Annotated in this window: 22 protein-coding genes; 5 read left to right on the top strand and 17 right to left on the bottom strand. The window is 70.6% G+C overall.

Annotated features, from left to right (window positions below; all coding sequences use genetic code 11):
• Positions 1–73: 73 nt before the first annotated feature.
• The 4 genes from ACZ55A_RS04150 to nirB all read right to left on the bottom strand — a co-directional run bounded on the left by ACZ55A_RS04150 (position 74) and on the right by nirB (position 4,137).
• On the bottom strand, positions 74–379 hold the full coding sequence (locus tag ACZ55A_RS04150; protein WP_468834641.1) for an ArsR/SmtB family transcription factor: 306 nt from the start codon (positions 377–379) through the stop codon (positions 74–76).
• 92 nt (positions 380–471) lie between these two features.
• Positions 472–966 carry an SRPBCC family protein gene (locus ACZ55A_RS04145; RefSeq protein ID WP_468832890.1) on the bottom strand — a complete coding sequence of 165 codons (495 nt, stop codon included), beginning with the start codon at positions 964–966 and terminating at the stop codon, positions 472–474.
• Between the two features lie 142 nt (positions 967–1,108).
• A complete protein-coding gene (nirD, locus tag ACZ55A_RS04140; protein WP_468832886.1) occupies positions 1,109–1,534 on the bottom strand; it encodes a nitrite reductase small subunit NirD in 426 nt (141 codons plus the stop codon).
• A complete protein-coding gene (gene nirB, locus ACZ55A_RS04135) occupies positions 1,534–4,137 on the bottom strand; it encodes a nitrite reductase large subunit NirB (RefSeq protein WP_468832881.1) in 2,604 nt (867 codons plus the stop codon). The genes nirD and nirB overlap by 1 nt, the downstream gene beginning before the upstream one ends.
• Before the next feature lie 129 nt (positions 4,138–4,266).
• Here nirB and ACZ55A_RS04130 point away from each other — a divergent pair, with 129 nt between their 5' ends.
• Together ACZ55A_RS04130 and ACZ55A_RS04125 are read left to right on the top strand one after the other, a co-directional pair.
• Positions 4,267–5,613 (top strand): sensor histidine kinase, encoded by a 1,347-nt coding sequence (locus ACZ55A_RS04130; RefSeq protein ID WP_468832878.1) that lies wholly within the window; start codon positions 4,267–4,269, stop codon positions 5,611–5,613.
• A gap of 19 nt (positions 5,614–5,632) precedes the next feature.
• Positions 5,633–6,280, top strand: a complete 648-nt coding sequence (locus ACZ55A_RS04125) for a response regulator transcription factor (RefSeq protein WP_468832874.1) — start codon at positions 5,633–5,635, stop codon at positions 6,278–6,280.
• On the opposite strand, the gene ACZ55A_RS04120 is transcribed toward ACZ55A_RS04125, so the two are convergent.
• Genes ACZ55A_RS04120 through ACZ55A_RS04110 form a run of 3 tightly spaced genes read right to left on the bottom strand, consistent with a single transcriptional unit; the run spans position 6,262 to position 11,927 of the window.
• Positions 6,262–8,289, bottom strand: coding sequence for a glycoside hydrolase (locus ACZ55A_RS04120; RefSeq protein WP_468832869.1), 2,028 nt, complete (start codon positions 8,287–8,289; stop codon positions 6,262–6,264). The genes ACZ55A_RS04125 and ACZ55A_RS04120 overlap by 19 nt on opposite strands.
• 35 nt (positions 8,290–8,324) lie before the next feature.
• Positions 8,325–10,790 carry a SpoIIE family protein phosphatase gene (locus ACZ55A_RS04115; protein ID WP_468832866.1) on the bottom strand — a complete coding sequence of 822 codons (2,466 nt, stop codon included), beginning with the start codon at positions 10,788–10,790 and terminating at the stop codon, positions 8,325–8,327.
• 60 nt (positions 10,791–10,850) lie between these two features.
• Positions 10,851–11,927 (bottom strand): alcohol dehydrogenase catalytic domain-containing protein, encoded by a 1,077-nt coding sequence (locus ACZ55A_RS04110; RefSeq protein ID WP_468832861.1) that lies wholly within the window; start codon positions 11,925–11,927, stop codon positions 10,851–10,853.
• 209 nt (positions 11,928–12,136) lie between these two features.
• Between ACZ55A_RS04110 and ACZ55A_RS04105 the strand changes: the two genes are divergently transcribed.
• Positions 12,137–12,724, top strand: coding sequence for a hypothetical protein (locus tag ACZ55A_RS04105; RefSeq protein ID WP_468832857.1), 588 nt, complete (start codon positions 12,137–12,139; stop codon positions 12,722–12,724).
• 349 nt (positions 12,725–13,073) lie between these two features.
• A complete protein-coding gene (locus tag ACZ55A_RS04100; protein ID WP_468832854.1) occupies positions 13,074–13,328 on the top strand; it encodes a hypothetical protein in 255 nt (84 codons plus the stop codon).
• A gap of 113 nt (positions 13,329–13,441) precedes the next feature.
• On the opposite strand, the gene ACZ55A_RS04095 is transcribed toward ACZ55A_RS04100, so the two are convergent.
• The 7 genes from ACZ55A_RS04095 to cseB form a co-directional block, all read right to left on the bottom strand.
• Positions 13,442–14,077, bottom strand: coding sequence for a GNAT family N-acetyltransferase (locus ACZ55A_RS04095; protein ID WP_468832850.1), 636 nt, complete (start codon positions 14,075–14,077; stop codon positions 13,442–13,444).
• Between the two features lie 455 nt (positions 14,078–14,532).
• A complete protein-coding gene (locus tag ACZ55A_RS04090; protein ID WP_468832846.1) occupies positions 14,533–15,483 on the bottom strand; it encodes an NAD-dependent epimerase/dehydratase family protein in 951 nt (316 codons plus the stop codon).
• 91 nt (positions 15,484–15,574) lie between these two features.
• Complete coding sequence (locus ACZ55A_RS04085) at positions 15,575–18,136, bottom strand: ABC transporter permease (RefSeq protein WP_468832841.1); 2,562 nt, start codon at positions 18,134–18,136, stop codon at positions 15,575–15,577.
• 69 nt (positions 18,137–18,205) lie between these two features.
• Positions 18,206–18,988, bottom strand: coding sequence for an ABC transporter ATP-binding protein (locus tag ACZ55A_RS04080; protein WP_468832837.1), 783 nt, complete (start codon positions 18,986–18,988; stop codon positions 18,206–18,208).
• Between the two features lie 267 nt (positions 18,989–19,255).
• The gene (locus ACZ55A_RS04075) at positions 19,256–19,573 is read right to left on the bottom strand and encodes a hypothetical protein (protein WP_468832833.1); all 318 of its coding nucleotides are present in this window, start codon (positions 19,571–19,573) and stop codon (positions 19,256–19,258) included.
• A gap of 161 nt (positions 19,574–19,734) precedes the next feature.
• Entirely contained in the window at positions 19,735–21,006 is a 1,272-nt protein-coding gene (locus tag ACZ55A_RS04070) for an ATP-binding protein (protein ID WP_468832829.1), read from the bottom strand.
• A 2-nt stretch (positions 21,007–21,008) separates the two neighbouring features.
• Complete coding sequence (gene cseB / locus ACZ55A_RS04065; RefSeq protein WP_468832825.1) at positions 21,009–21,746, bottom strand: two-component system response regulator CseB; 738 nt, start codon at positions 21,744–21,746, stop codon at positions 21,009–21,011.
• 667 nt (positions 21,747–22,413) lie between these two features.
• Between cseB and ACZ55A_RS04060 the strand changes: the two genes are divergently transcribed.
• A complete protein-coding gene (locus tag ACZ55A_RS04060) occupies positions 22,414–23,709 on the top strand; it encodes a hemopexin repeat-containing protein (RefSeq protein ID WP_468832821.1) in 1,296 nt (431 codons plus the stop codon).
• A 205-nt stretch (positions 23,710–23,914) separates the two neighbouring features.
• Here the strand turns inward: ACZ55A_RS04060 and ACZ55A_RS04055 are convergent, their stop codons facing one another.
• Genes ACZ55A_RS04055 through ACZ55A_RS04045 form a run of 3 tightly spaced genes read right to left on the bottom strand, consistent with a single transcriptional unit; the run spans position 23,915 to position 26,240 of the window.
• Positions 23,915–25,105, bottom strand: a complete 1,191-nt coding sequence (locus tag ACZ55A_RS04055; protein ID WP_468832820.1) for a M20 metallopeptidase family protein — start codon at positions 25,103–25,105, stop codon at positions 23,915–23,917.
• Between the two features lie 14 nt (positions 25,106–25,119).
• Complete coding sequence (locus ACZ55A_RS04050) at positions 25,120–25,407, bottom strand: DUF397 domain-containing protein (protein ID WP_468832816.1); 288 nt, start codon at positions 25,405–25,407, stop codon at positions 25,120–25,122.
• Entirely contained in the window at positions 25,404–26,240 is an 837-nt protein-coding gene (locus ACZ55A_RS04045; protein WP_468832812.1) for a helix-turn-helix domain-containing protein, read from the bottom strand. Before ACZ55A_RS04045 ends, ACZ55A_RS04050 begins: the two co-directional genes overlap by 4 nt.
• Positions 26,241–26,265 lie beyond the last annotated feature (25 nt).

Below are 26,265 nucleotides of genomic sequence, written 5' to 3'. Positions count from 1 at the left end.
GCGCGGGGGCGTGGGCGGGGCGTGGGCGCGCACGGGACTGAGCCGAGTTCGGCCTCACTCCCCTTATCGGCCTCTACTCCCCTTCCGCGAGGCGCTTGATGGCCGACAGGCGGCTGTCCCAGGCCGCGGCCACCCGGTCCATCCACCGGGCCGTGACCCCCAGCCGCTCCGGTATGACCCGGTAGCGCGCCTCCCGGCCCTCCCGGTGGCCGGCGACCAGGCCGGCCCGGTCCAGGACGCCCAGGTGTTTGACGATGGCCTGGCGGCTGACCGGGAGTTCGGCCGCCAGGACCGTGGCGGTCGCCTCGCCGTGGGCGGCGAGGGCATCGAGTATGCGGCGGCGGGTCGGGTCGGCCAGCGCGGTGAACACCTCCGCCACGGCGTCCGCGCCCGAGCCCGGGCCCGCCCCGGAGTCCGGTCCCGGTGCCCGGTCGCCCGGTCCCGCCGCTGCCCCCGCCCCTGCGTTCGTCGTCATCCCGCCTGCTGCTCCGTGTACTGCTTGAGCTTCTCCGTCATTTCGGACCAGCCGCCGGAGTGGCTCTCGTATCCGGCGAACTTCTCCCGCTCCTCCGGGATGGCGATCTCCTCGAACCCGGTCTCCACGACGCGCAGCCGGGTGCCGTCGCCCTCCGGAGTGAGGGTGAACTCGACGAGGGTGGAGTTGCCCTCGTCCGCCACCTCGCCGGGGTACGCGCTGGCCCAGCGGTACGAGAAGTGGTGCGGCGGGTCGACCTTCACGATCGTGGTGGGGAACTGGCCGTACTGGCCGTGGTCGAGGTGCATGATGCCGCCCGGCCGCAGGTCGACCGGTGTCGGTTCGCCCTGGCCGAACCAGGAGCCGACGTGCTCGGGCTCGGTCAGCACCGCCCAGACCCGTTCCACGGGCGCGGCGATGCTGATCTCCCGCTCGACGCGGTTGCGGTCCTCACCGCTTCCGCCGGTGCCGCTGGCGCTGTGTGTGCTCATGGGTTGCTCCTCCTGCCGAATGTGCCCCCTTACGTGCTACCCAATGGTTGCACGTAGCGGCAGGAGGTGCAACCCATGGGTTGCACTTAGCGGGGTGTCGGCAGTGGACTCGGCGTCCGCCTGCCCCTTCGCGGCGGTCGACTCAGTGCGCGCCCGCCCCTTCGTGGGCCCGTACCCGCACGCCGTACGTCGGCACCGACACCTCCGGATCGTCCAGGCAGCCCCCCGTCGCCAGGTCGAACCGCTGCTTGAGCAGCGGTGACGCCACGAACGGGCGGCCGTCGGCGGAGCCGGTCAGGCCGCGGGAGAGGACCTGGGCGCCGGTGAACGGGTCGCGGTTGTCGATCGCGTGGAGCTCGCCGGCGCGGTTCAGGAAGAGCGCGGCCTGGGTGCCGTCCGGGAGGAGTGCGGCGACCCCGCGGCCGGGGATCAGCTCCTCCAGTGCGCAGACCGTGAGCCAGCCGCTCTCGGGGCAGCGGACCTCGACCGTGGCGGCCGTACGCGGGGTGGCCGGAGCGACGGCGGCGTCGGTGGCGGAAACAGCGGCAGGGGCAGTGGCGGTGGTCATCAGACGGAAGTCCCTTCCAGGGTGCGAACGGGCAGGGTCGGCCCGGCCAGCAGCGTCAGATCCGGCTTGACCTGGTCGCGCTCCGGTACGAAGCGGACGGACGGATCCGGGGCGTCGGGCGCATTGACGAAGGAGACGAAGCGGGCCAGCCGCTCGGGGTCGGCGAGGGTTTCGGCCCACTCGTCGCGGTAGTGGGTGACATGGGCGGCCATCAGGGACTCCAGCTCGTCGCAGAGTCCGAGGGAGTCATGGACGACGACATCGCGTACGTGGTCGAGCCCGCCCTCGATCCGCTCCAGCCAGGCCGAGGTGCGCTCCAGGCGGTCGGCGGTGCGGATGTAGAACATCAGGAAGCGGTCGATCAGCCGGATCAGTTCGGCGTCGCTCAGGTCCTGGGCGAGCAGATCGGCGTGGCGCGGGGTGGCGCCGCCGTTGCCGCCGATGTAGAGGTTCCAGCCGTTCGCGGTGGCGATCACCCCGAAGTCCTTGGACTGGGCCTCCGCGCATTCGCGCGCACAGCCGGACACCGCGGACTTCAGCTTGTGCGGGGCGCGCAGGCCCCGGTAGCGCAGCTCCAGTTCGATCGCCATACGGACCGAGTCCTGTACGCCGTAGCGGCACCAGGTCTCACCGACGCACGACTTCACGGTCCGCAGTGCCTTGCCGTACGCATGGCCGGACTCGAAGCCGGCGTCCACCAACCGCGACCAGATGACCGGCAGTTGATCGACGCGGGCACCGAAGAGGTCGATCCGCTGACCGCCGGTGATCTTGGTGTAGAGGCCGAAGTCCCTGGCCACCTCGCCGATCACGATCAGCTTCTCCGGGGTGATCTCGCCGCCCGGGATGCGCGGGACGATCGAGTACGAGCCGTTCTTCTGGAGGTTGGCGAGGAAGTGGTCGTTGGTGTCCTGGAGCGCCGCCTGCTCGCCCTGGAGGACATAGCCGTCGGCGCCGACCGCGGGGGCGAGCGAGGCGATCACCGAGCCGATCGCCGGCTTGCAGATCTCGCAGCCCTCGCCGCCGCGCGCCTCCTCCCGGCCGTGCGTGTCGAGCAGCTGGGCGTAGGAGGCGATCCGGCGGACCCGGACGATCTCGTACAGCTCGGCGCGGGTGTGCGGGAAACAGGCGCACAGGCTCTGGTCACCGCTGTCGGGCAGCAGCTTGCCGATCAGCTTGACGCAACTGCCGCAGCCGGTACCGGCCTTGGTGCACTGCTTCACCTCGGGAAGTGTCTCGCAGGCCTGGATGGCGTCCTTGGTGACGTTGTGGCAGCTACAGATCACCGCGTCGCCGGGCAGCGCCTCGGGGCCGAGCGCGGCCGGCGCGCCCGCTCCGGCGGGCAGCACCAGCTGCTCGGGCGCCAGCGGCGGGACGCTGCCGGTCAGCGGCCGCAGCATGCCGTACGACTCTGCGTCGCCGACCAGCACCCCGCCCAGCAGCTCACCGCCGGCGCCGATCACCAGCTTCTTGTAGACACCGCTGCGGGCGTCGGAGTACACCACGTCCATGCAGCCGTCGGTGGCGCCCTGTGCATCGCCGAAGGAGGCCACGTCCACGCCGAGCAGCTTGAGCTTGGTGGACAGATCGGCGCCGGTGAAGCCGTCCGTCGTGCCCTCGCCGTCCTCGCCGAGCCGGGCGACGAGATCACCGGCGGCCACCCGGGCCATGTCGTAGCCCGGTGCGACCAGGCCGTAGACCCGGCCGTCGGCGGCCAGCGCGCACTCGCCGATCGCATACACCGCGGGGTCGTCGGTGCGGCACTGCTCGTCGACGATGATGCCGCCGCGCTCGCCGACCGGCAGCCCGCAGTCCCGGGCGAGCTGATCGCGGGGGCGGACCCCGGCCGAGAAGACGACCAGGTCGGTGTCGATCCGGGAGTCGTCGGAGAGCCCCATGGCGGTCACCGCCCCGGCCTCGTCCGCGACGATCTCCTTGCCGCCGACGCCGGTGTGCACCTCCAGGCCCATCTCCTCGACCGTGCGGCGCAGCGCACGGCCGCCGCCCTCGTCGACCTGGAGCGCCATCAGCCGCGGCGCGAACTCCACGATGTGGGTGCGCAGCCCCAGCCCCTTGAGCGCACCGGCCGCCTCCAGGCCGAGCAGCCCGCCCCCGACCACCACGCCGGTACGCGCGTGCTTGGCGTACTCCTCGATGGCCAGCAGGTCCTCGATGGTGCGGTAGACGAAGCAGCCCGCGCTGTCCTTGCCGGGCACCGGCGGGACGAACGGATACGAGCCGGTGGCCAGCACCAGCGTGTCGTAGCGGACGGTGAGCCCGGAGCGGGCGGTGACCGTACGGGTGGTGCGGTCGATGGCGGTGGCCGGGTCGCCGAGGTGCAGTTCGATACCGTGCCGGGCCATGAAGTCCGGATCGACGAGGCTCAGCTCGTCCGGGGTGCGGCCGGCGAAGTACGAGGTCAGCTGGACCCGGTCATAGGCCGGGCGGGGCTCCTCACACAGGACGACCACCCGTGCCCGCTCGGTGACGCCGCGGTCGGCCAGCTCTTCCAGGAAGCGCTGGCCGACCATGCCGTGGCCTACGAGAGCGATGGTCGGGGTGGTGCCTGCTGCGGCGTCGGGGTGCGGGTGTGTGGTGGTCATGGTCGTCAGCGTGCGACCCGGCTGTTACCCGCCCGCATCTGCTCTGTTTCCCGGGCGGAACGCTGCCCTCAGTGCGCGTGCGGCCACCGTGTGAGGGCGGGACGCGCCGGTCATGTCTATGTTGGCCTCATGCCCCTTACCCACCGGCCGGTGTCCTTACGGGCCGCCGTGGCGGCCCCCTTCGCGCCCCGCAGCCTCGCCGCCGCACTGCATGCGCTGCTCGCCGCTCCGCTCGCGCTGGCCGGGCTGGTGCTGGTGCCGACGGGCCTGGCGGTGGGCGCGGTGCTGTCGTGGACGGCGCTCGGGCCCTGGCTGATCGCGGTGACCGTACGCGGCGCCCTGGCCCTCGGCGGCCTCCAACTCACCCTGGTCCGCGCCCTGTTGGGCGAGGCGATCGAGCCCGCGGAGCGGCGCGCCGGGGCGGGTGCGTTCGGCTGGCGGCGGGCGGTGCTCAGCGACCCGGCCGGCTGGCGGGCGGTCGCCGCCGCCCTGCTCGCGCCGCTGACCGCCGTGCTCCCCCTGTGCGCCGTCCTCGTCTGCTATGTCTACGGCCTGCTGGCGCTCGGCCACCCCGTACTGAAGCGCTGGAACTACCTCACCCTGCGCGGCCCGAACGGCTCGGTACGCCATGTATCGCTCCAGATCCACGGTGTGGAGTTCGACAGCTGGCCGCGCTGGACCGTGGTGGTCGCCGCCGGGGCGCTGCTCGTCCTGCTCGCGCCGTGGCTGCTGCGCCGGGCGGGCGCACCGCACCGGCTGCTGCTGCGCCGGCTGCTCGGCCCGAGCGCCGCGGAGGCCCGGATCCGCACCCTGGAGGAGACCCGCGCCCACGCCGTCGACGACGCGGCCGCCACCCTCCGCCGGATCGAACGCGATCTGCACGACGGCACCCAGGCCCGCCTGGTCGGCCTCGGGATGCACCTCACCCTCATCCGCGAACTGATCGACCAGGACGCCGCCCCGGACCGGCTGCGCGCGGTCGTGGAGACCGCACAGGGCAACGCCACCCAGGCGGTCTCCGACCTGCGCCACCTCGTCCGCGGGATCCACCCGCCCGTACTGGACCAGGGCCTGGACACCGCGCTGGCCGGCCTCGCCGCGGACGTCCCGCTGCCGGTCACCCTCCACGCGCGGATCGACCCGCGCCCCACCCCGGCGCTGGAATCCCTCGCGTACTTCTGCGCCGCCGAGCTGCTCGCCAACGCCGTCAAGCACAGCGGTGCCGGGCAGGTGACGGTCGAGGTGCGCACCGAGGACGGCGACGGCCCCGCGGGCGCGGTCCTGGCGCTGTCGGTACGGGACGACGGGCGCGGCGGCGCGGTGGTCGGCGCGGGCAGCGGACTGACCGGGCTGCTGGGCCGGATCCGTACCGTCGACGGCACGCTGACCTGCGACAGTCCGGAGGGAGGCCCTACCGTGGTCGCGGTCCGGCTCCCGTACCCGGCCCTGCCCGCACCCCGCCCACGACACCGTTGAACGCCCGGAGGCACCCACCATGCGCGTCGTCATCGCCGAGGACTCCGCGATCCTGCGCGAAGGCCTCGTCCAGCTCCTGGAGCTGCGCGGGGTGAAGGTCGCGGCAGCCGTGACGAACGCCGAGGCGCTGCTCACCGCCGTCGCCGAACACCGGCCGGACGCCGCCGTGGTCGACATCCGCCTGCCGCCCGGCCACACCGACGAGGGCCTGCGGGCCGCGGTCACCCTCCGCCGGGACCACCCCGACACCGGCGTCCTGATCTTCTCCCAGTACGTGGAGACCGCCTACGCGGACCGGTTGTTCGGGGCGGGCTTCGCGGGCGTCGGCTACCTCCTCAAGGAACGGGTGGTGGACATCGGGGAGTTCGTCGACGCCCTGGAGCGGATCGCGGCCGGCGGCACCGCGCTCGACCCGGACGTGGTGTCCCGGCTGTTCGGCGCGAGCCGCCGGACCAGTGCCCTGGACTCACTCACCCCGCGCGAGCGCGAAGTGCTGTCCCTGATGGCCCAGGGCCGCACCAACCACTCCATCGCCGCCGCCCTGACCGTCTCCGAGCGGGCGGTGGAGAAGCACATCGCCCATATCTTCGCCAAGTTGGGCCTGCCGCCCTCGGAGACGGACCACCGCCGGGTGCTGGCGGTGCTGCGCTACCTGGAAGCCGGCTGACCGGGGCACAGGCGGCGGGGCTGGCTGTCGGTGCGGAGCTTGGCGTCGACACAGCCGGCCGGCAGGCCCTCGTAGGCCCGGGTGCCGAAGTTGGCGGTGACGGTGAGGGTGCCGTTGCCGAACACCGTGCGCTGGACGGTGCGGTCCTCGGTCAGCCGGCGGAACGAGGTCATCTGCTCGGTACCGGCCGCGCGGTGCAGCGGCGAGAAGTACTTCTGGAGCGTGGCGAGTTCGGGCCCGTTCTTGGTGAGGGACTGGCCATCGAGGGCGTAGTTGAGCGGGGTGTTGTAGAGCATCGCGAGCAGCGCCCGGGTGGTCTTCTGCGCCGGCAGCTTCTCGTACGCCAGCTCCCAGCGCTCGACGTTGACGAGCGAGCCGTGCAGCGCCGTCTCGTACAGCGGTGCGCGGTACTTCGGGTCGTACATCGCGGTGGCCAGCTCGGCGGGCAGCCGGACCGGCTTGAAGAACGCCGTCGGGGCGTTCTCCGGGAAGTAGCCGCCCCAGTTCTTCTTGTCGCGCTCCAGCTTCCACAGGCCGCCCGCGACCGGGGTGCCCGAGCCGTGGTTGAAGGCCAGCACCTCATTGGCCCAGGGCTGGGCGGACTCCGACCCGAGGACCAGGCCCTTCGACAGCCGCTCCATACGGGCGAGCCGGTTCCTGCGGTCACCGGCCTTCGTCATCTGATGGCCCGCGCCGTGGTCGCGGAACACCTCGCCGGTCGCATCGACATCGAGGAAGTAGCTGTCCGCGCCGTTGGCCACCATCGAGCGGGTGCGGTCGGCGAGGTAGTGCTTGGCCGGTTCGGCCTTCTCGAAGGCGCGCGAGCTGAGGTAGCAGCCGCGTCCGCCGAAGCCGGTCTCCGGGGTGCCGTCCGGCTTCCGTACGCAGAAGTCGGGGTAGACCCGGCCGGGCCACGCCGAGGTGGGGCTGTCGGCGGTCTTGGGGTCCTGCCCGTTGGCGAAGGTGTCGTACGGGCCGACGAGGTAGCCCGCCTTCTTGGCGGCCCGCACCGCGGCGGCGTTCATCGGGCCCGGTCCGGCGTCGTAGCCGAGCCACATCCGGTCCACACCGAGCCGCTTGAGCTTGTCGACCCCGGCGGCGGTACGGGCCTCGCCCCACCCGTAGGCGTGGAAGGCGCCGAGCAGCTTGGCGCTGGCCGGGTTCTTCCGGATCTTGGTGCGCAGGCTGCCGAGCCGGCCGTGCTGGGAGAGGTAGGAGCGGTAGTCGGCGGCCGGGGCGACCGGGTTGCCGTCGGTGAGGGCGAACAGGACGTCGTAGGTGCGGGTGCCCTCATCGGCGTCGAAGGCGTGCCCGGCGGTGGCGCGCAGCGCGCCGCCGGTGGAGGTGAAGCGCAGCGTCGTGCCGATGTCGGTGGGGGTGAGGTAGCTGACGCCGTGTCCGCGGCCGGAGCCGCCCGGCCGGTCCAGGGAGTAGCCCCACAGCGGCAGCGACAGTTCGCCGCCCACATCGACGGTGCTGCCTGCCAGTCCGCCCTTCCCGGAGTTCCAGAACGTGTCCCGTACGGGGATGTCCAGGCCCTCACCGCGCGGCAGCTGAACGGCGGAGGCGGCGCGGTCGGTGCCGGTCACCGGCCAGCTGACCTTGCCGTCGCGGTCGGACCGCAGCTTGATCCGCAGCCGGCCGTGCTCCGAACGGGCGCTCACATTCAGCCCCTTGGCGGGGTAGCTCCAGCGCGCCCCGTCGGCCGTACGGGTCACCGGGCCGGGCTTGCCGAGCCCGTCCGCGGCCGCCTCGGACAGCACCAGCTTCCGTCCGTCGTCCGTGTGCGCGGTCACCGCGAGAGAGCTGGTGTCGACGACGGCGGTACCACCGGCGACGGGCAGTTCGAGACGGCTGCCTTCGAGGGTGCCGGCCGCGGCGCTGTCGCATCCGGTGACACCGAGGGTGGTCGCGGTGAGCGCGAGGGACGCGGCGAGGGCGCGGGTGACGGTCCGTCGACGTCCGCTGCTGCGGGGTGAGTTGGGGTTGGGGGTGATCTCGGGGGTCATGGGGACTGGATATCGGGACGGGATAAGAGCCCTTCTCATACCAGCGGGAGCTCGGCCCAGATGGTCTTCCCCTCGTGCCCGTAGCGGGTGCCCCAGCGCTCGGTGAGCCGGGCCACCAGCAGCAGCCCCCGGCCGCCCTCGTCGGTGTGGCGGGCCCGGCGCAGATGCGGGGACGTACTGCTGGTGTCCGAGACCTCGCAGATGAGACTGCGGTCGCGGATGAGCCGCAGGGTGATCTGCCCGCCGGCGTACCGGAAGGCGTTGGTGACCAGCTCGCTCACGACCAGCTCAGCGGTGAAGGCCACCTCCTCCAGTCCCCATGCGGCCAGCTGGTCCATCGTCAGCGAGCGGCCCCGCGCGGCGGCTTCCGGCTCGGTCTCCAGCTGCCAGGTGGCCACCTGCTCCGGCGCCAGTACCCGGGTACGGGCGATGAGCAGCGCGACGTCATCGGCGGGCCGGGCGGGGAGCAAGGCGTCCTCCACGGCCTTGCACGCCTCCTCCACCGAGCCGTTCACGGTGGTCAGTTCGTCGAGCAGGAGCGCCAGCCCCTCGTCGGGGTTCTTTCCGCCGGCCTCGATGAGCCCGTTGGTGTACAGGGCCAGCAGGCTGCCTTCGGCGAGTTCCACCTCGGTGGTCTCGAACGGCAGCCCGCCCAGGCCCAGCGGGGGGCCCGCGCTCAGTTCGAGCACGTTCGCCTGCCCGTCCGGGGTCACCACCGCCGGCGGTGGGTGGCCCGCGCGCGCGAAGGTGCAGTGGCGGGACGCCGGGTCGTACACCGCGTAGAGGCAGGTCGCGCCGACGATCTGCGGGGAGTGCTCGGTGACCGGCTCCTGCTCCGCGGCCAGCCGGTCCACCAGGTCGTCGAGGTTGCACAGCACTTCGTCCGGGGTGAGATCGAGGTTGGCCAGGGTGTGCACCGCGGCGCGCAGCCGCCCCATGGTGGCCGCGGCGTGGATGCCGTGGCCGACCACATCGCCGACCACGAGGGCCACGCGCAGCCCGGAGAGCCCGATGACGTCGAACCAGTCGCCGCCCACTCCGGTGGTGGCATCGGCCGGCAGGTAGCGGTGGGCGACCTCGACCGCCGGGTACTCCGGTACCTCGCGGGGCAGCAGGCTGTGCTGCAAGGTGAGCGCCGCCTGATGCTGCTGGGTGTAGCGGCGTGCGTTGTCGATGGAGAGGGCGGCCCGGGCGGCAAGTTCCTCGGCGAGGGTCAGATCGTCCGCTTCGAAGGGCTCAGGCCGCTGGGCCCGCCACAGACTCAGCAGCCCCAGTACGAGACCGCGCGCGGTGAGCGGCACGGTCATCAGCGAGTGGGCCCCGGGCCCCGGGATGCCCGCCGCCCCGGTCCCGGGCGCGGACCACTCGGCCGAATCCCCGGCGTCCGCTGGGTCTCCGTGGTCCTCCGGCTCCTGGCTCCCCGGCTCCGCCAGGCGCACCCGCAGCGGGCGGACCTCCGCCAGACACCGTGCCTGCACCGTCCCCGGCGCGAAGCGCAGCGTTTCACCCACCCCGGGCACCGACCGCAGCGCCTCCGGCGAGACGCTGCGCGCGGCGGTCCTGCGCACCGCTCCGAGCGCACCGGTGGAAGGCTCCTTGCCGCGGATCACCGGCTCCAGCAGGTCCACGAAGACCCCGTCCGCGAGGTCGGGAACCGCCACATCCGCCAGCTCCCGCGCCGTCTTCGCCACATCCAGCGTCGTCCCGACGGTGGAGCCCGCCTGGTTGAGCAGCGCCAGCCGCCGTTGTGAGCGATAACGGTCGGTGACGTCCTCCACCGTCTGCGTCACTCCGAGGACCCGGCCGGCCGGATCCACCATCCGGAACGCCGAGGCCGACACCCACAGCTCCCGGCCGGGATCACGCCGCAGCCGGCAGGGCTGTTCGCTGAAGACCGCGGACTTGCCCGTCCTGAGCACTTCCCGCAGTTGGGCCTCCGACATCCGGGCGTCCGGAGTGATCAGGAAGTCGCCGGTGCGCCGGCCCCGGTGGTCCTCGACCGGAATGCCGCTGAACCGTGCGATGGCCCGGTTCACCCGCAGGATGCTGAGGTCCGGGGCGTGGACCGAGAGCCCGATCGGGGACCGGCTGAACAGCCCGTCCAGCACCGAACGGTCCGTCTCCCACTGAACGACGTCCGCGGCCGGCGCGGCCACGACGTACCACTCGACGCCCCGGCCGGCGCGTACGACCGCCCGTACCCGGCACCCCAGCTCGACCCGCTGCCCGGTGCGGGTCCGTACGGGCACCACCCCGAACCACCCGCTGGCCTCCCGGCAGACGGTCACCGCGTCCATGACGAGGTCACGGTCCTCGGGGTCGATGAGGACCTCGGCCGCCGCCCGGCCCAGGACCTCTCCCGACGGGTATCCCAACAGCCCCTCGGCCCGCGCGCTCCAGCCGACGATCCGCCCGCGGCCGTCCAGCACCGCCGAGACCGAGCGACGCACCGCGAAGGGGTCCTCCGGCGCTTCGCTGAAGGTCATCGCCGAAACGTCCATCGTTTCCACTCTCGCACCAGCCGAGGGCCGCTGCCAGGCGGTGCCCGGGCACACCCGGCGTCACTGCCGCGCGCCGTCCGCGCCGAAGTGGATCAGCGGCTTGATGATTCCCCCTTCCTTCGACGCCATCATCCAAAAGGCCCGTTCGATCTCGTCGAAGCCGAATTCATGCGTGGTCATCGGCGTGGGATCGACCTTCCCGTTCTCCATCAACCGGAAGATCCGCCGGAGCCACCCGCGGCCTCCGCGGTTGAACCCGGCGTAGACCTGCTTGTCGGACATGCCGTATCCGAACGGCTCCAGGGGGATCCTCAGCGGCTCGGACACCTCCCCGTGGTACCCGACGTTGGAGATCCGCCCTCCTGGCTTCGTGACCCGGAAGGTCGCCTCCCAGGTCCCAGGGCTGCCGAGCGCTTCGATGGCCGCGTCGACGCCCTGGCCGTCCGTCAGCTCCAGGATCCGCTCGACCGGATCGCACCGGGTGTGGTCGACGATCAGATCGGCCCCGAAGCGGCGGGCGAGTTCCTGACGGGCGGGAACCGACTCGACGGCGATGATGAGGCCCGCGCCGCGCAGCCGGCAGCCGATCGTCGCCGACAGGCCCACCGCGCCCTGGGCGAAGACCGCGACGGTCTCGCCGAGTTCGAGCTCCGCGTGTTCGGCGGCGACGAACCCGGTGGAGAGCATGTCGGTCGCGTACAGCGCCCGGTGGTCGCAGAGCCCTTCGGGAATCGGCGCGAGGTTGGCCTGGGCGTTGTTGACGAGGAAGTACTCGGCCAGGTTCCCGTCCCGGTGGGTGGTGAACCGGGCGCCTCCCAGCATCTGCCCGCGGCACTGCGAGGAGAACCCGCGCTGGCAGGAATCGCACTGGAAGCAGGGCGTGATCCCGGCCGCCGCGACGCGCTGGCCTTCGGCCAGGCCCTCGACGGCCGAGCCGAGCGCATGGACGACGCCGACCGCCTCATGGCCCAGCGTCACATCCGGAGCGACCGGCATCGCACCCCGCATGGTGTGCACATCGGTGGTGCACACCATGGCCGCGGTGGTGCGCACGACCGCGTCGTTGGGGCCGGGTTCGGGGACCGGCTTCTCGATGACGCCGACCTCACCGACCTTCCGGAGAACAAAAGCTCTCACGCTTGATCACCTGCTGTTTCGATGCGGGGCACCGCGTACCCGTGCGGCGGAGTCCGGTGGGTGACTCATGCCCTCGCCTTCCCGCGGAGGGGGCCCGGCGACGGTGGCCGCGTCATCTTCCGCCCGTTCGGCCGACGCGACGTCCCTGACACCGCCTGCGTTTACCATGTCCCGGTAAAAGATCAGAGTGGGGGAACGGGGGAGAGCAGATGGCTTTCTTCGCCCTCTCGGCAGCCGATGCACCGTCACATCCGGACGGGCGGCTCGGCTCGAAGCCACAACTGCAAAAGGACGTCATGCGTTTCCAACGAATACTTGCCACGGCCGGCACCCTCGTCGCCCTGGCATCGGTTTCCGCCTGCGGCAGTCTGCCCTCCGGTGGCTCCCCCCAGGGGACCGGAGAGCTTCTCCAGGCGACGCTCCAGTGCGAGAGCATCGACATCGCCACGCCCCCAGAGGTGGCGAAGGTTGAGGCCATGGGCATGAAGGGCATCAACGGCGGCGGCGAGTGCGACGAACCGGCCGGCGACGGCGGTGACGCCGACTTCCTCACCATCGAGGACATGGAGGCGTTCCAGACCGCCGTCAAGGCGGACGAGGACGAGCAGGACGACCTCATGATCGGCGACGACTTCGCCGTCGACCCGGGCAGCGACGACCAGCGGCGCAAGCTCCTCGACGCCGGCCTGCTGTTCCTCAACTGCACCCCGGGCTTCCACGCACCCGAGGGCAAGACCGCCGAGGACGGCGAGGTGGACGGCTGCGCCACCACCGACTACTCGGACGATCTCGACTGACGCCCCGCGTACGGATCCGCGCGGCTCACGGCTGCGCGGATCCGTCGTGTCGGGACCCGTCGTGTCGTCGTGCCCGTCGTGCCGATCGCTTCCTCGGCGAGGGTCTCAGAGCTGATACCGACGGGCACTGACAGTCCGAGCCGGCGGCGGGAGACTGACGGCAACGCCCCATCATCCCAAGGGGATTGAGCGAGTCGCCTGCGTCATCCCAGGTCAAATTCCCCCTGACGTGGCATCGAGCGCAAGAGCGCAAGATCATTTCGCGTACACTTACCTACAAGTAACCACCGTTTTTGACCAGGGGGACCCTATGCGTCGACGCATTTCCGCTTTCGCCGTCACAGCCGCAATGGCCGGAGGTGTACTGTTCGCGGCCCTGCCCGCACACGCCGCCACGACCACCGGCTCGCACGCCGCGGTGGCCCGGGCCGGCGGCATCCACGTCAACATCGACGAGCTGCGCCAGCAGTCCGCCGACCTGAAGGCCAAGGCCAACCGCCTTGACCAGGACGGCGAGCACGAGGCGGCGGACCGCGCCCGCGCTGAGGCAAACGAAATCGACAACCGGATCCAGGCGTACCTCGACTCCGAGAACAACGTCTGATCGCTCCGACAGACAGTTGACGCCCGCCTCGACACCATCGGGGCGGGCGTTGTCGTGCGGCCGTCATCCGGGCCGTAAGCCCTCGGACGGGTCCGGAGCTTCCGCGGGCAGGGCTAGGCGCCGGCCGGGCGGCGCGGCTCGCGCCACATCGCCCACAGCGTCGGCCCGCCGCCCGGCAGCCGTACCTCGTCCCGCACGGTGAACCCGAAGTGCTCGTAGAACGGCAGATTGGCCGGCTTCGACGACTCCAGATAAGCGGGCATCCCCGCCGCATCGGCCTTGGCCAGCCCCGAGCGCAGCAGGGCGGCCCCGTGCCCCTGGCCCTGGGCGGCGGGGTCGGCGCCGATCACCGCCAGGAACCAGTGCGGTTCCTGCGGTGTGTGCTCGGCCGCCGTTTCGACGGCGTCCCGGAACAGCGCAGCCCGGTCGCCGAGTATGTCCTGGAGCTCCTGGATGGTCTCCGCGTCGGGAACGGCCTTGGCCAGTCCCTCCGGCGCCACCCAGAAGGCGGCCGCCGCCTCGGTGCGCTCGCACACCCCGTGCCGGGCGTACTGCCGGGTGAAGAGCGTGGTGAAGTAACGGCCCAGTCCTGCCCGGCGGGAGGCGTCATCGGGGAAGAACCAGCGCATCATCGGGTCGTCGTCGAAGGCGCCGGCGAGGGTGCGGCTGACGACCGGAGCGTCCTCGATCGCTGCCGTCTTCGGGGTGTTTGTGGGGTTGTTCCCGTGCGTTATCGGCATACGGGTCATTCTGCACGTTCGATGATCTTCGGTCGCTACCGGGGCGGTACGGCTTCATGCTTTTCGTGCCGTGCGTCGAGGTGCGGGGCCGCCGATGGGTGCCGGCCGTGTGCCTGCCCGGCAACTGCCGGACAGGCACCCCTCGGACGGAGCCCGGACAACGGGAGTTGGGCGAGGCGGCGACACCTGCGCAGGCCAGCAGGAAGGCCACCAGGAGGGATACTGTCGAGCGTAATCGCCGGGTCCCGCCCCGTTGCCGTCGGTGCCATCGTGTCGGATGACGCGATGAGGACGCATCAACTCGCCTTCCTCTAGAGGCATTTGAGCGATTGAGCCGACTCTTCCCTCTCAGGCATTCAAGATCATCGCGCGGCGGGTCCCTGGCGTACCGATAGCGCCGCGGCACTGTCGGCGCGGCAGCACGGCGTGCGCCGCCGACTCGGCACATGGGGAGCCGTGGGGTTCTACCGCCCGGCCAGCCGGGCCAGCTCCTCCTCAGGGGTGAAGCCCGCCTGGAGCGGCGGCAAGCCGCGCGCACGGTCCCACGCCAGCACATCGGCCGCGGTCACCGCCAGCGGTGTCGCGGGCAGCCCCGCGGCCCGGGCGCGGGCCGGACTGCGCTGCTGGGTGGGCCAGTTGGGCCGCAGCAGCGGGAAGATCGGCGACAGGCCGTCGTCCGGCACCCGCACCAGCTCGACGTCCGTCCCCGCCACCCGCGCACAGGTCTCGATCAGCCCGCCGAGCGTCGTCGGCTCGGCCGGCCCCACCGCGTGGAACGCGCCAGGGCGGTCATCGGCGAGCAACTGGACCACCAGACGCGCCAGATCACGCGAGTCGATGATCTGCACCGGCTGCGCGGGATCGGCGGGCAGCGCCACCCGTCCGCCGCGCGCGGCCCGCCGCACCCAGTACGTGAAGGTGTCCGACGGGTCGTGCGGGCCGGCCACCTTTCCGGGCCGTACGAGCGTCGCCCGCGCGCCGTACCGGGCCAGCACATCGTCCTCGCAGGCCACCTTGCACGGCCCGTACGTCTCGTTGGTCAGCACCTCGGTGTCCCGGACGGGCGGCCGGCGCGGGGTGTCCTCGTCCGAACCCGGTGCCACCCCCGTCTGCCGGTACACCGCATGGCTGGAAATGAACAGATAGCGGCCGACCCGGTCGCCGAGCGCGTCCATCGCCTGCCCGACGTGCCGCGGGACGTACCCGCTGACATCGACGACCGCGTCCCAGCGGCCGCCGGCCAGCGCGCCGTAGTCACCGGTGTCCCGGTCGCCGATCAGCCGGGTCACCCCGGGGAACAGCTCGGTGCCGGTCTTCCCGCGACCGAATAAGGTCACGTCCGCCCCGGTGCGCAGGGCGTCTTCCACGATGGCGCGGCCCACGAAGGAGGTGCCGCCGAGAATGAGAATGCGCATGGTCACCGACCTTAGACGTCGATTCATTTGGTGAGGCGGCGGTGACAGAAGACGGCTGCGGCCATGCGACGAACGGTTCCAAGCTGGTGCGTTACGCCTCCGCCACGGCCTCCAGCGGGCTCAGGGCGGCGGCCCGGCGGGCCGGGACCGCGGCGGCCAGCGCGCCGATCGCGAGAGAGAGCAGGCACACGAGGAGCAGCGTCCCCCAGGGCGGCGCAAGGGAGTACTGCGGTATCGCGCCGTTGGCCAGCGAGCCGACCGCCCAGGCGCCGAACAGGCCGCCCGCCAGGCCGAGGAGCGTGCCGAACGCGGCGACGGTCACGGCCTCCAGGCGGATCATCCGCCGGATGCCGGAGCGGTCCATGCCGACGGCCCGCAGGGCGCCGATCTCTCGGGTGCGTTCGGCGACCGACATGGCCAGGGTGTTCATGATGCCGAGCGCGCCGATGACGATGCCGATGGCGAGCATCCCGTACAGCAGGGTCAGCAGGTTGCCCATGGTGCCGGCGGCCTCGTGGACGAACTGCTCCCGGTCCTGCACCTTCAGCAGCGGGTTGTTGCCCACGGCGGTGCGCAGCCGGTCCTCGGTGGTCTTCGAGACGGCACCGCCGTCGGTGCGGACGAGGATGCGCTGGACGGAGCCGGGCAGGTAGCTGGCGTGCGCCACCTCGGTACGGGCGCCGAGCGCGTCGTGGGCGACGGGGTTGTTCTTGTACACGCCCACCACGGTGTACTTCCTGAACTGCTGGTTCCGGCCGAGGCAGGCGTTGAGGCGGTCGCCCGTGGTCACGCCGTTTCGCCGGGCGATGGTGCTGGAGACGGCAATCCGGCCCGGCCCGAGATCCTTGGCGGAGCCGCTGACGAAGTCGAGCTTCATGACGTCGTTCACGGTGTGGGGGTCGACACCGGAGATCTCCCCGACACGGCCGCCGGTGATCAGGGTGGAGTCCGTGACGGGGCTCGCGGTCTGCACCCCGGAGGTGTCGGCCACCCGCCGTACGGCGGCCGGGTCGACGCCGGTCGTGGAGGTGCGGGAGCCGACCACGTAGTCGGCGCCGAGGCCGGCCGCGGCCTGGCGGTCGAGGGCATCCCTGGTGGAGTTGCCGATGACGGCGAGTCCGGCGACCAGTGCGGTGCTGATCAGCAGGGTGGCGGCGGTGGCGGCGGTGCGCCTCGCGTCGCGGAGCGCGTTCTGCTGTGCGAGATGGCCGGTGATCCCGAAGCGGCCGGTCAGCCGTCCGGTCAGCCGGATCATCGGGGAGGCGAGGATCGGCGCGAGGACGATCAGGGCGGCGACCAGGAGGGCGCAGCCGAACATCGCGAGTTGCAGGTTCTTCTCCGAGGCGTCCTTCGCCCCCGACAGCGACACCAGCACACCGGCGCCGAGGACGAGGAGAGCAAGGCCCGCCACGCCGCGGATCCGGGACCGCTTGGCGGAGGGCGGTTGTTCCGTCGTGCGCATCGCCTCGACGGGTGCGACCTTCGCGGCCCTGCGGGACGGCAGCCACGCGGCGAGCACGGTGACGCCCACGCCCACGCCGAGCGCCGCCACGACCGAGCGCGGGCCGATCACCAGAGGGCCTTGGGGCAGTGTGTTCTCGTCGGTGCCCAGGATGTCGGGCAGCACCGAGGCGATGCCGAGACCGAGCACGAAGCCGGCCGCCGATGCGACGAGGCCGACCAGAAGGGCCTCCAGGAGCACGGAGCGGGACACCTGGCGGCGCGTGGCGCCGATCGCCCGCAGCAGCGCGATCTCACGGGTGCGCCGCGACACGAGCATGGTGAAGGTGTTGATGATGAGGAAGGAGCCGATGAACAGCGAGACCCCGGCGAAGACCAGCGGCAGCTTCTGGTAGCCCCGGGTCAGGGTGTCGACGAGGACAGCCTGCTGGGCGGCCTGGGCAGCGCCGGTGGTGGCCTCGGCCCGGTCGGCCGGGAGCACGCCGGTGACCCGGCGGGAGAGCGCGAACTGGTCGGTGCCGGGGGCGGCGGACAGATCGATCCCGGTGTAGTGGCCCGGGGACGCGAACAGCTTCTGGGCGGTCGCCTTGTCGAACAGGGCGAGGGTGCCGCCGGTGGTCACCCGGGTGTCCTCGGTGGTGACGATGCCGACGAGCCGCTTGGTCATGACGGGGCCGTCGGTGGCCAGCGTGATCGTGTCGCCGAGGCGGAAGTGGCCGGCGGCGACGGTGCCGCGGTCCACGGCGATTTCACCGCTGTTCTTCGGGGCGCGGCCCTCGGCCAGCGGGTAACGGCTGTCCTTGCCGTCCTTGCCCGGTACGTAGCCGGCGGCTGGATTCGCCCCCTGATTGACCCGCAGCGGGGTGCCGTCCGCCGCGTTCAGGGCGGCCGAGCCTTCGGCCGACGGGTGCACGGCGGCGACACCGGGTACGGCGGCCAGTTTCCGTGCGAGCGCGTCGTCGAGCGCGCTGGTCTGCTGGTGTGCGGCGGCCCCCGGCGGGGGTTCCTTCGCGGTCACGGTGACCGCGATGTCGGCAAAGCTCTTCAACGCGGCGGCGCGGTGGGCCTCGGCGGTGGAGTCTGCGAAGACGAGGGTGCCGCTGACGAACGCGACACCCAGACAGACCGCGAGGACGGTCATGAGCTGACGGGCCTTGTGTGCCAGGAAGTTGCGCAGGGCTGTTTTGAGCATGGGGAGCTTTCGAGGCGTGGGCTCGGCGGATGCGAGCGGTCGGCGGGTTCGGTCCTGGGCGAGGCGGGTCTAGCTGGTGTGTGAGAGGGCGCCCAGGCTCTTCATCAGGTCCAGGACCCGGTCCGGGGTGACGTGTGTCATTTCGTCGACCAGACGGCCGTCGGAGAGGAAGACCACGCGGTCGGCGTAGCCGGCGGCGACCGGGTCGTGGGTGACCATCACCACGGTCTGGCCCAGCTCGCGTACGGAGTCGCGCAGGAAGCCGAGGACTTCGGCCCCGGCGCGGGAGTCGAGGTTGCCGGTCGGCTCGTCGCCGAAGACGATCGCGGGCCGCGAGGCCAGGGCGCGGGCGACCGCGACGCGCTGCTGCTGCCCGCCGGACAGCTGTGCGGGCCGGTGACCGAGGCGCTGGGAGAGCCCGACCATGGCGACCACGCGGTCCAGCCACTGCTGGTCGGGGCGGCGTCCGGCGATGGTCAGTGGCAGCGTGATGTTCTCCAGCGCGGTCAGCGTCGGCAGCAGGTTGAACGCCTGAAAGATGAAGCCGATCCGGTCCCGGCGCAGCGCGGTGAGCTGCCGGTCGCCCAGCGTGCTCAGTTCGGTGGTGCCGACGCGCACGGAGCCGGAGCTGGGCGAGTCGAGCCCGGCGGCACAGTGCATCAGCGTGGACTTGCCGCAGCCGGAAGGACCCATGATCGCGGTGAACTCCCCCTCCCGGAAGTCGATGCTGACATGGTCCAGGGCTACGACACGGGTGTCGCCGCTGCCGTAGACCTTCGACAGGTCGAAGGTGGCGGCTGCGATCCCGGGCGCCGCGTGCTGCGCGCGCGGGACGAAGGAGGGAATGGACATCGAGGACTCCTCTTCGGGTGCGGAAGGGTGCACTTCGAAGGGTGTCCGGGGAACGTATCGGGGCCTGAGCTGCTGTGTATCGTCGACCGCGCCGCTTTGTAGCAGTTCTGTAGGGCGTGGCCGGCCGGGCGGAGACGTGCACCACATGACAGGACCTCTCGGTGCGCCTGTGCACGGACAACACAGTTGCTGCCGAGAGGTCCTGGCCCGTCGAGTACGTCTCCCACTTCCCCCCGACCGCTGAGCGATCAGTTCCTTCACGGGCTCCTATCGGTGCTCCGACTTCGCCACGACGAATCGGGCCAGCAAACCGACGATCAAGAGCGTCCCGCCGAAGCACAACGCGATCAGTGCGAGCAGGGCGGCGGGTTGCCCCGTCTCACCCGCCATCGGGTTCGCGGCGAAGGCACCGATGATCAGCAGCACGGCTGTGATGACGGCGAGTGCGCCGACGGCCCACACGCCCCGGAACATGACGATCTGCGCGCGGGACGCGACGCCGCTCCGGCGCGAGGGAACAGGGGATGCGTTGCCAGACATGTTCACGGTTCTCTCCTCAAGATCCGGGTGGACTGCCTCGGTCATGGACAGAGGTGACCGGCCGGCCACAGGGGTTCTCCTTCAGGTGCGGAAAGGCACGCTTCGAAGGATGCCGCGGGAACGTATCGGGGCCTGAGCCGCCGCGTATCGACGTCCCCGCCGCCTCGTAGCAGTTCTGTAGCAGCAGGTCTGTGGGCGCCGGGCCGTCATGCCGACGTGGCGGTTCCGCGGGAGCCGGATGGCGGGAGCGGCAGGCGCAGGGTGGCGACGGCGCCGCCGTCCGGGGCGTTTTCCAGACGCAGCTCGGCGCCGAGGAGCCGGGCCTGGCCCAGGACGATGGTCAGGCCCAGGCCGTGGCCCGTGCCGCGCTCCGTCGCACCCGTCTGGAACCGGCGGGGACCGTGGAGCAGCAAGTCTGCCGGGAAGCCGGGGCCGTGGTCGCGCACGACGACCGTAGGGCCCTCGACGGTGACCTCCACCGGGGGCCCTCCGTGCCGGTGGGCGTTGACGACGAGGTTGCTGACGATCCGCTCCAGGCGGCGCGGGTCGGTCTCCACGGTCTGAGCGGCTTCCGCCTCGGCGACGGTGACGTCGACGCGGAGACCGGTGCGTGCCACGGCCTCGGAGACGACGGCGCCGAGCGGCACCCGGGCGCGGACCGGCCGCTCGGCCCCGGCGTCCAGCCGGGAGATCTCCAGCAGGTCCTCAACCAGGCCGCGCAGATCCCGTACCCGGGCCCGCAGCAGATCCTCCGTCTCACCGGCCGGCAGCAGGTCGACGGCGGCCAGCAGACCGCCGACGGGGGTGCGCAGCTCATGGGCCACGTCCGCGGTGAACTGCCGCTCGGTGCGTAGCAGTTGGCCGAGACTGTCGGCCATACCGTCGACGGTGGCGGCGATCTCGGCCACCTCGTCGCGGCCCTTGGTGGGCCCGGTGCGGGCGTCCAGATCCCCGGCGGAGATCCGGCCTGCGGTCTCGGAGACCTGCCGCAGCCTGCGGGCGAGCAACCCGGCCCCGTAGACCGCCAGTGGCACGGCCGCTGCGAGCGCGACCAGCGAGGCCACCGCCATGGTCATGTCGAGTTGGCGCAGATTGTGTAGCTCCGTGCCCATTTGGTAGTTGACGGCCAGCACCGGGCTGCCCGGACCGCCGGTCCGTTGGGCGGCCCAGCAGACCGGGATGTCGTAGGCCGTGTGCGAGTCGCCGTCGTTCGGGTGGCGCAGGGTGGCGGGCAGGTCGGACGGATCGAGCTCGGCACCCTCGACCAGCGTGCCGGTACGCCGGTAGACGTCCATGGCCGAGTGGAGGCTGTCGGAGGCCTGCGCGTCGGCCCGGTCGCGGATGGCGTCCGCGGTCCACAAGTGCACCAGCACACCCACCGTCGCCACGACCAGGCAGGCCGTGACCGCGGCCAGCGCGGCGATCTTCCAGCGCAGGGACGACAGGTCCGGCCGCAGCCGCCGGAGCACACGCACCACCCTCAGCGCCTGAACTTGTAGCCGAAACCGCGGACCGTTTCGATCCGCTCCCGCCCCAGCTTCCGGCGCAGCCGCTGCACACACAGATCCACCACCCGGCTGTCGCCGTCCCAGCCGTACTCCCAGACATTGCGCAGCAGCGTGTGCCGCTCCAGCACGACGCCCGGGTGGGCGGCGAACTCCAGGAGCAGCTTCAGTTCGGTCGGGGTCAGCGCCACCGGGCTTCCGGAGACGAACACCTCCATGCCTGCGGTGTCGATGCTCAGGTCCCCGAACACCAGCACCTTCCCCTCGGACGGCGGCCCCTCGTCCGCGGGCCGCTCGGCTTCCGGGGCGGGCGCGTAGGTCGCCCGCCGCAGCAGCGAGCGGATGCGCGCCACCAGCACGTACGTGTCCACGGGCTTGACCACGTAGTCGTCCGCCCCGGCCTCCAGACCGGCGACGACATCGAGCCCGTCGCCGCGCGCGGACATCATCAAAACGGGCACCAAGCTGGTCTCCCGGACCCTGCGGCACAGGCCGATCCCGTCCAGACCGGGCAGCATCACGTCCAGGATCAGCAGGTCGAAGCTTTCGTCGCGGAAGAGCTCAAGGCCCGTAAGACCGTCGGCCGCGGCCTTCATCTCGTAGCCGTAACGCTCCAAGGCGAGAGTGAAGGACCGTCGCATCAGGTCGTCGTCCTCCACCAGCAACACACGGACAGGTCGCGAAGAGGCCCCGGTCGGGGCGGACGAGGACATGAGTGGCTAACTCCTGTTCGGACGATTCAGGTGAGGCATCAGTCCGGTATGTACGCGCGCGCAGCCGATGTACGCGCGCAGCCGATGACCTGAAAGAAACGATAAGGCAGACACCGGACGGCTGAGGCCGGGTCCTCCGTGGTGCGAGCGGAAGCGTCTGCAACAGCAGAGGGCGGCTGCCAGTCCGGACAGGCCGGATAGTTGGGCCCGGGCGCCCGCACGCGACCAGATGACAAACCGGCGAGGCACGGTCGGCGTCGGCGCCCCGGAACACGGAGGCAAGGCCGGCACACCGTCCACTCCCCGTGCCCAGGACAGCTGGCAACTGGCCGGGTGGACACGGTCTGCGAGGTCCGCCGACCGGCACTGCCCGACTCGTGGTCGCCCAACCCGGTCTCGTGGTTACCACAGTTTATCTCTGTGAATACCGAAGTGTTTACTGCATGCCGTTGCGATGGGCGTTATTGCATGGCGAAACTTGCCGAACCCTCGATGCGTAACCCTCGATGCGTTGACTCTTCCTGCGGGGTCATCAGTTCATCAGGAGTCCGAATGCGGCTCCCCACCCTGGCTGATTCCAAAGATCGACATCAGGCGACCGCGGCGAGTGCCCCATTGCCGGACTGCTGCGACTCCATGCCATTTTTTCAGAGTGCCAGGCAAACGTATGGGGAACGACGAAAGGAACACGAGGTACATGCGCCCATATCCGAGACGCCTCCGGAGCATAATGCTCGGGCTTGTCGCTCTCATGATCGCGGTTGGCTCACTGGTGGGAACAGCCGAAACTGCTGTTTCGGTCAATGGTTTCCAGCCCGCCCGTACGCTCACAACTGAGGAAGTAAATGAGATGGCCGACCTTGCGGCCGGACACTCGTACCCCAAGCACGTCCACGATCAGAATGAGTGCCAGAACGTCCTTGGACGGCAGTGCAACTTCGATCAGTGGCGGGACATGATACGTGACACCATCAGGAATCCCACGGACTCCTTCGCTCGCCGTAACGGCGGAGACGTCTACTGGCGCACCACCGGCGAGAGCCAGCTCGACGGCATGATCGTGATCCTCAACCCTGCCCACAACGACAGATCCACCGCATTCCTGACGTCCTATGCCTACTACCAGAACCAAGCCACCCAGGGCGGACTGGCCACTGGCGCGGCGGCATGCGGCGTATCTGGCCCAGTGGGCAAACGCAGCGCGGACCCGGCCGGTTCTGCCAGTTCCACATCATCGAACTCGACCTGCCCGGGGATCGATGCCGCGTTCCGGTCGAGCCGCAAGGATGAGGTGTATCTCTTCAGGGGCAACCAGTACGCACTGGTGAAGTCTGCTCCGGGTACCACCGACGACAAGATCATCAACGGCCCCAAGTCCATCGCGGAGGGCTGGCCTTCTCTCAAGGGAAGCGTATTCGAGAGCGGAATCGACGCCGCGTTCCAGTCCCCTGCCAACACGGAAGAGGTATATCTCTTCAAGGGCGACCAGTATGCGCTGGTGAACTATGCTCCCGGGACCACTGGCGACAAGATCATCAATGGACCCAAGTCCATCGCAGAAGGCTGGCCGTCTCTCAAGGGGACCGTATTCGAGAAGGGGATCGACGCCGCATTGCGGTCGAGCCGCAAGGATGAGGTGTATCTCTTCAAGGGCGACCAGTACGCACTGGTGAAGTCTGCTCCGGGTACCACGGATGACAAGATCATCAACGGTCCCAAGTCCATCACGGAGGGCTGGCCGTCCCTCAAGGGGACCGCATTCGAGAGCGGAATCGACGCCGCCGTCCAGTCCCCCGCCAACACGGAAGAGGTGTATCTCTTCTCGGAGGACCAGTACGCACTGGTGAACTACGCTCCGGGTACCACGGATGACAAGATCATCAACGGCCCCAAGGCCATTACAGAGGGCTGGCCATCCCTCAAGGGAACCGTATTCGCAGGCGAATCGGGAAAGAAGGGGTAGAGCTCATCACGTGATCACGCGGTTGGACTCTTCAGCCGTCGTCAGCGGATGAGTTCCCAGCGATTCGGCGGCCGGGGCCCTTTTTGCGGGCCCCGGCCGCATGATGTGAGCGGCCCGATCATGCAGTCCATCGAAACGGCTCGGACCGGCCCGTTCTCGGAGAGCCCCAGACGGCGTTGCGACCACCGCCGTTACCGAGGACCGCTTACGCCGCGCCCAGCCGCCGCGCCGCCAGCTCCGCGTACACCGCCGCACCGTCCGCCAGCACCGCATCGTCGAACTCCGCCAGCGGCGAGTGGTTGTTGGGACTGCGCTCGGGATCAGCCCCGGCCGGCGGCGCACCGAGGAAGAGCATCGCGCCGGGGACCTCGGCCAGTACGCGGGAGAAGTCCTCCGAGCCCTGCAACGGCTGCGGCTGCGGCACAAAACGCTCCTCGCCCAGCACCTCGCGGACCGCGCCCGCCGCGAAGTCCGCCTCCGCGTGGTCATTGACGGTGACCGGATACATCTCCACGAAGTCCGCTTCCACGCCCACCCCGTACGCCGCCGCGATGCCCCGGCACACCTCCACCGTGCCGTCCTTGACCCGCGCCTGGGCGGCGTCCGAGAAGCTGCGGACGGTCGCCTCGAAGACGGCGGTCTCCGGGATGACGTTCTGCTGGGTGCCGGCATGGAAGGTGCCCACCGTCAGAACCACCGGGTCGAAGACGTCGAAGGTGCGGGTGATCCAGGCTTGCAGGGCCGTCACCATCGCGCACGCCGCCTGCACGGGGTCCTTGGCCCGGTGCGGCATCGAACCGTGCCCGCCCTCACCGCGCACCGTCACCCGCAGCACATTGGACGCCGCCATCGCCGTACCGCCACGCGTCCGGAAGGCCCCACCGGCCAGCCCGGCCGACAGCACATGGATCGCATACGCCGCCACGGGACGCTGCCCGGCCACCTCCAGCAGCCCCTCGTCCAGCATGTGACGCGCCCCGTCATGTCCCTCTTCACCCGGCTGGAACATGAACAGCACCTCGCCCGCCAGTTGGTCACGGTGGGCGCAGAGCAGCTTGGCGGCGCCGGTGAGCATGGTGGTGTGCAGATCGTGTCCACAGGCGTGCATCCGCCCGTTGTCGGCGGCGAAGTCCAGCCCGGTGCGCTCGGCGACCGGCAATGCGTCCATGTCGCCGCGCAGCAGCACGGCCGGACCGGGCCGCGCGCCGCGCAACACGGCCGTCACGGAGCTGAGCCCCTGGCCGGTCCTGACCTCCAGCGGCAGCCCGTCCAGTTCGGCCAGCACGGCCTCCTGAGTACGGGGCAGGTCGAGCCCGGTCTCGGGGATACGGTGGAGCGAGCGGCGCATCCGCACGAGATCGTCGGCCAGGGCATGGGCATCGTCGCGCAGATTCATCGGACTCCTCGGATTCAGATGGTGAACTGCCCTTGCTTGACTGCCGAGATGAACGCGGACCAGCCGCCCGCGGGGAAGATGAGCGCCGGGCCGTCCGGGTCCTTGCTGTCACGGACGGGGACGAGGCCGTGGGGGTGGGTGAGGGCGCGGGAGAACTCGATGCACTGCCCGCCGTTGGCGTCGCTGTAGGAGGACTTCACCCAGGCGAAGTCGCGGGTGAACTCGACGCATTCCCCGCCGTTGGCGTCGCTGTAGGACGACTTGACCCACGTGGCGGTGGCGAGTTCCAAGTCGGGGCTCATGCTCGGTACTCCTTAAGCAGAGTCTTGATCAGCGTCAGTGAACCATCCGGGGACAACGCATGCGCCCTGAGCAGATCATAGTCGTCCAGGGCTGCGTCGACCGTTTGTTCGGCGTCGTGCATCTTGCCTCCTACCCGAGTTTCTGTGTAGAGCACCGTGGGGGCGTCCGTGAAGCGCAGCACAGTGAAGGGCTTCGTGGACGCCGCAGGAGCACCCGCAGAGAACGGCATGATCTGAAGCTTGATGTGGGGTGACGCCGCCGCAGTCAGGAGGTACTCAAGCTGCCCGGCCATGACCTCGGCGTTACCTACGGCAGTTCGCAGGCACGCCTCATTGAGGATGGCCCACAGGAGGGGTGGAGTCTCCCTCTCGAACACCTCGCGACGTCGTAGGCGTGCGGCAACTTTGCCCTCGATCGCTTCCGCTTCCTCCAGGGAGAAGTACGCGCGGAAGATGGCCTGCGCATAGTCCTCCGTCTGGAGAAGTCCCATCACGAGGTTCGCCGAGTAGTCCAGGATCCGCGACGCTTTCCGCTCCAAGTTGAGGTACGGAACGAACCAGCTCGGGTGATCCCCCTCCTCGATCCTCTTCAGCAGCCCGGCGAACAACTCACCCGTCCCGAACACCGTGTCGCAGCCCTTGGCGAATTTCTCGCTGGGCCGGGGCAGCAGCGTCCCGGACTCGACCTTGCTGACGTAGCCATCGGTGTAGCCCGTCGCCTTGGCCAGGTGCTTCTGTGTGAGCTTGCGGGCCAGCCGTACCTGTCTGATGTCGCGGCCGAAGCGCTGGAGCGGATTCAAGTGCTCGGGTGGGGTCGTCTCGTCCAACGCCATGACCTCTCGACATGTGTGCGTAGGG

The sequence above is a fragment of the Streptomyces sp. NPDC034111 genome, from assembly GCF_055575375.1.
The sequence above is the reverse complement of the archived record's forward strand: the minus strand, read 5'-3'. Positions and strand labels throughout refer to the sequence as shown.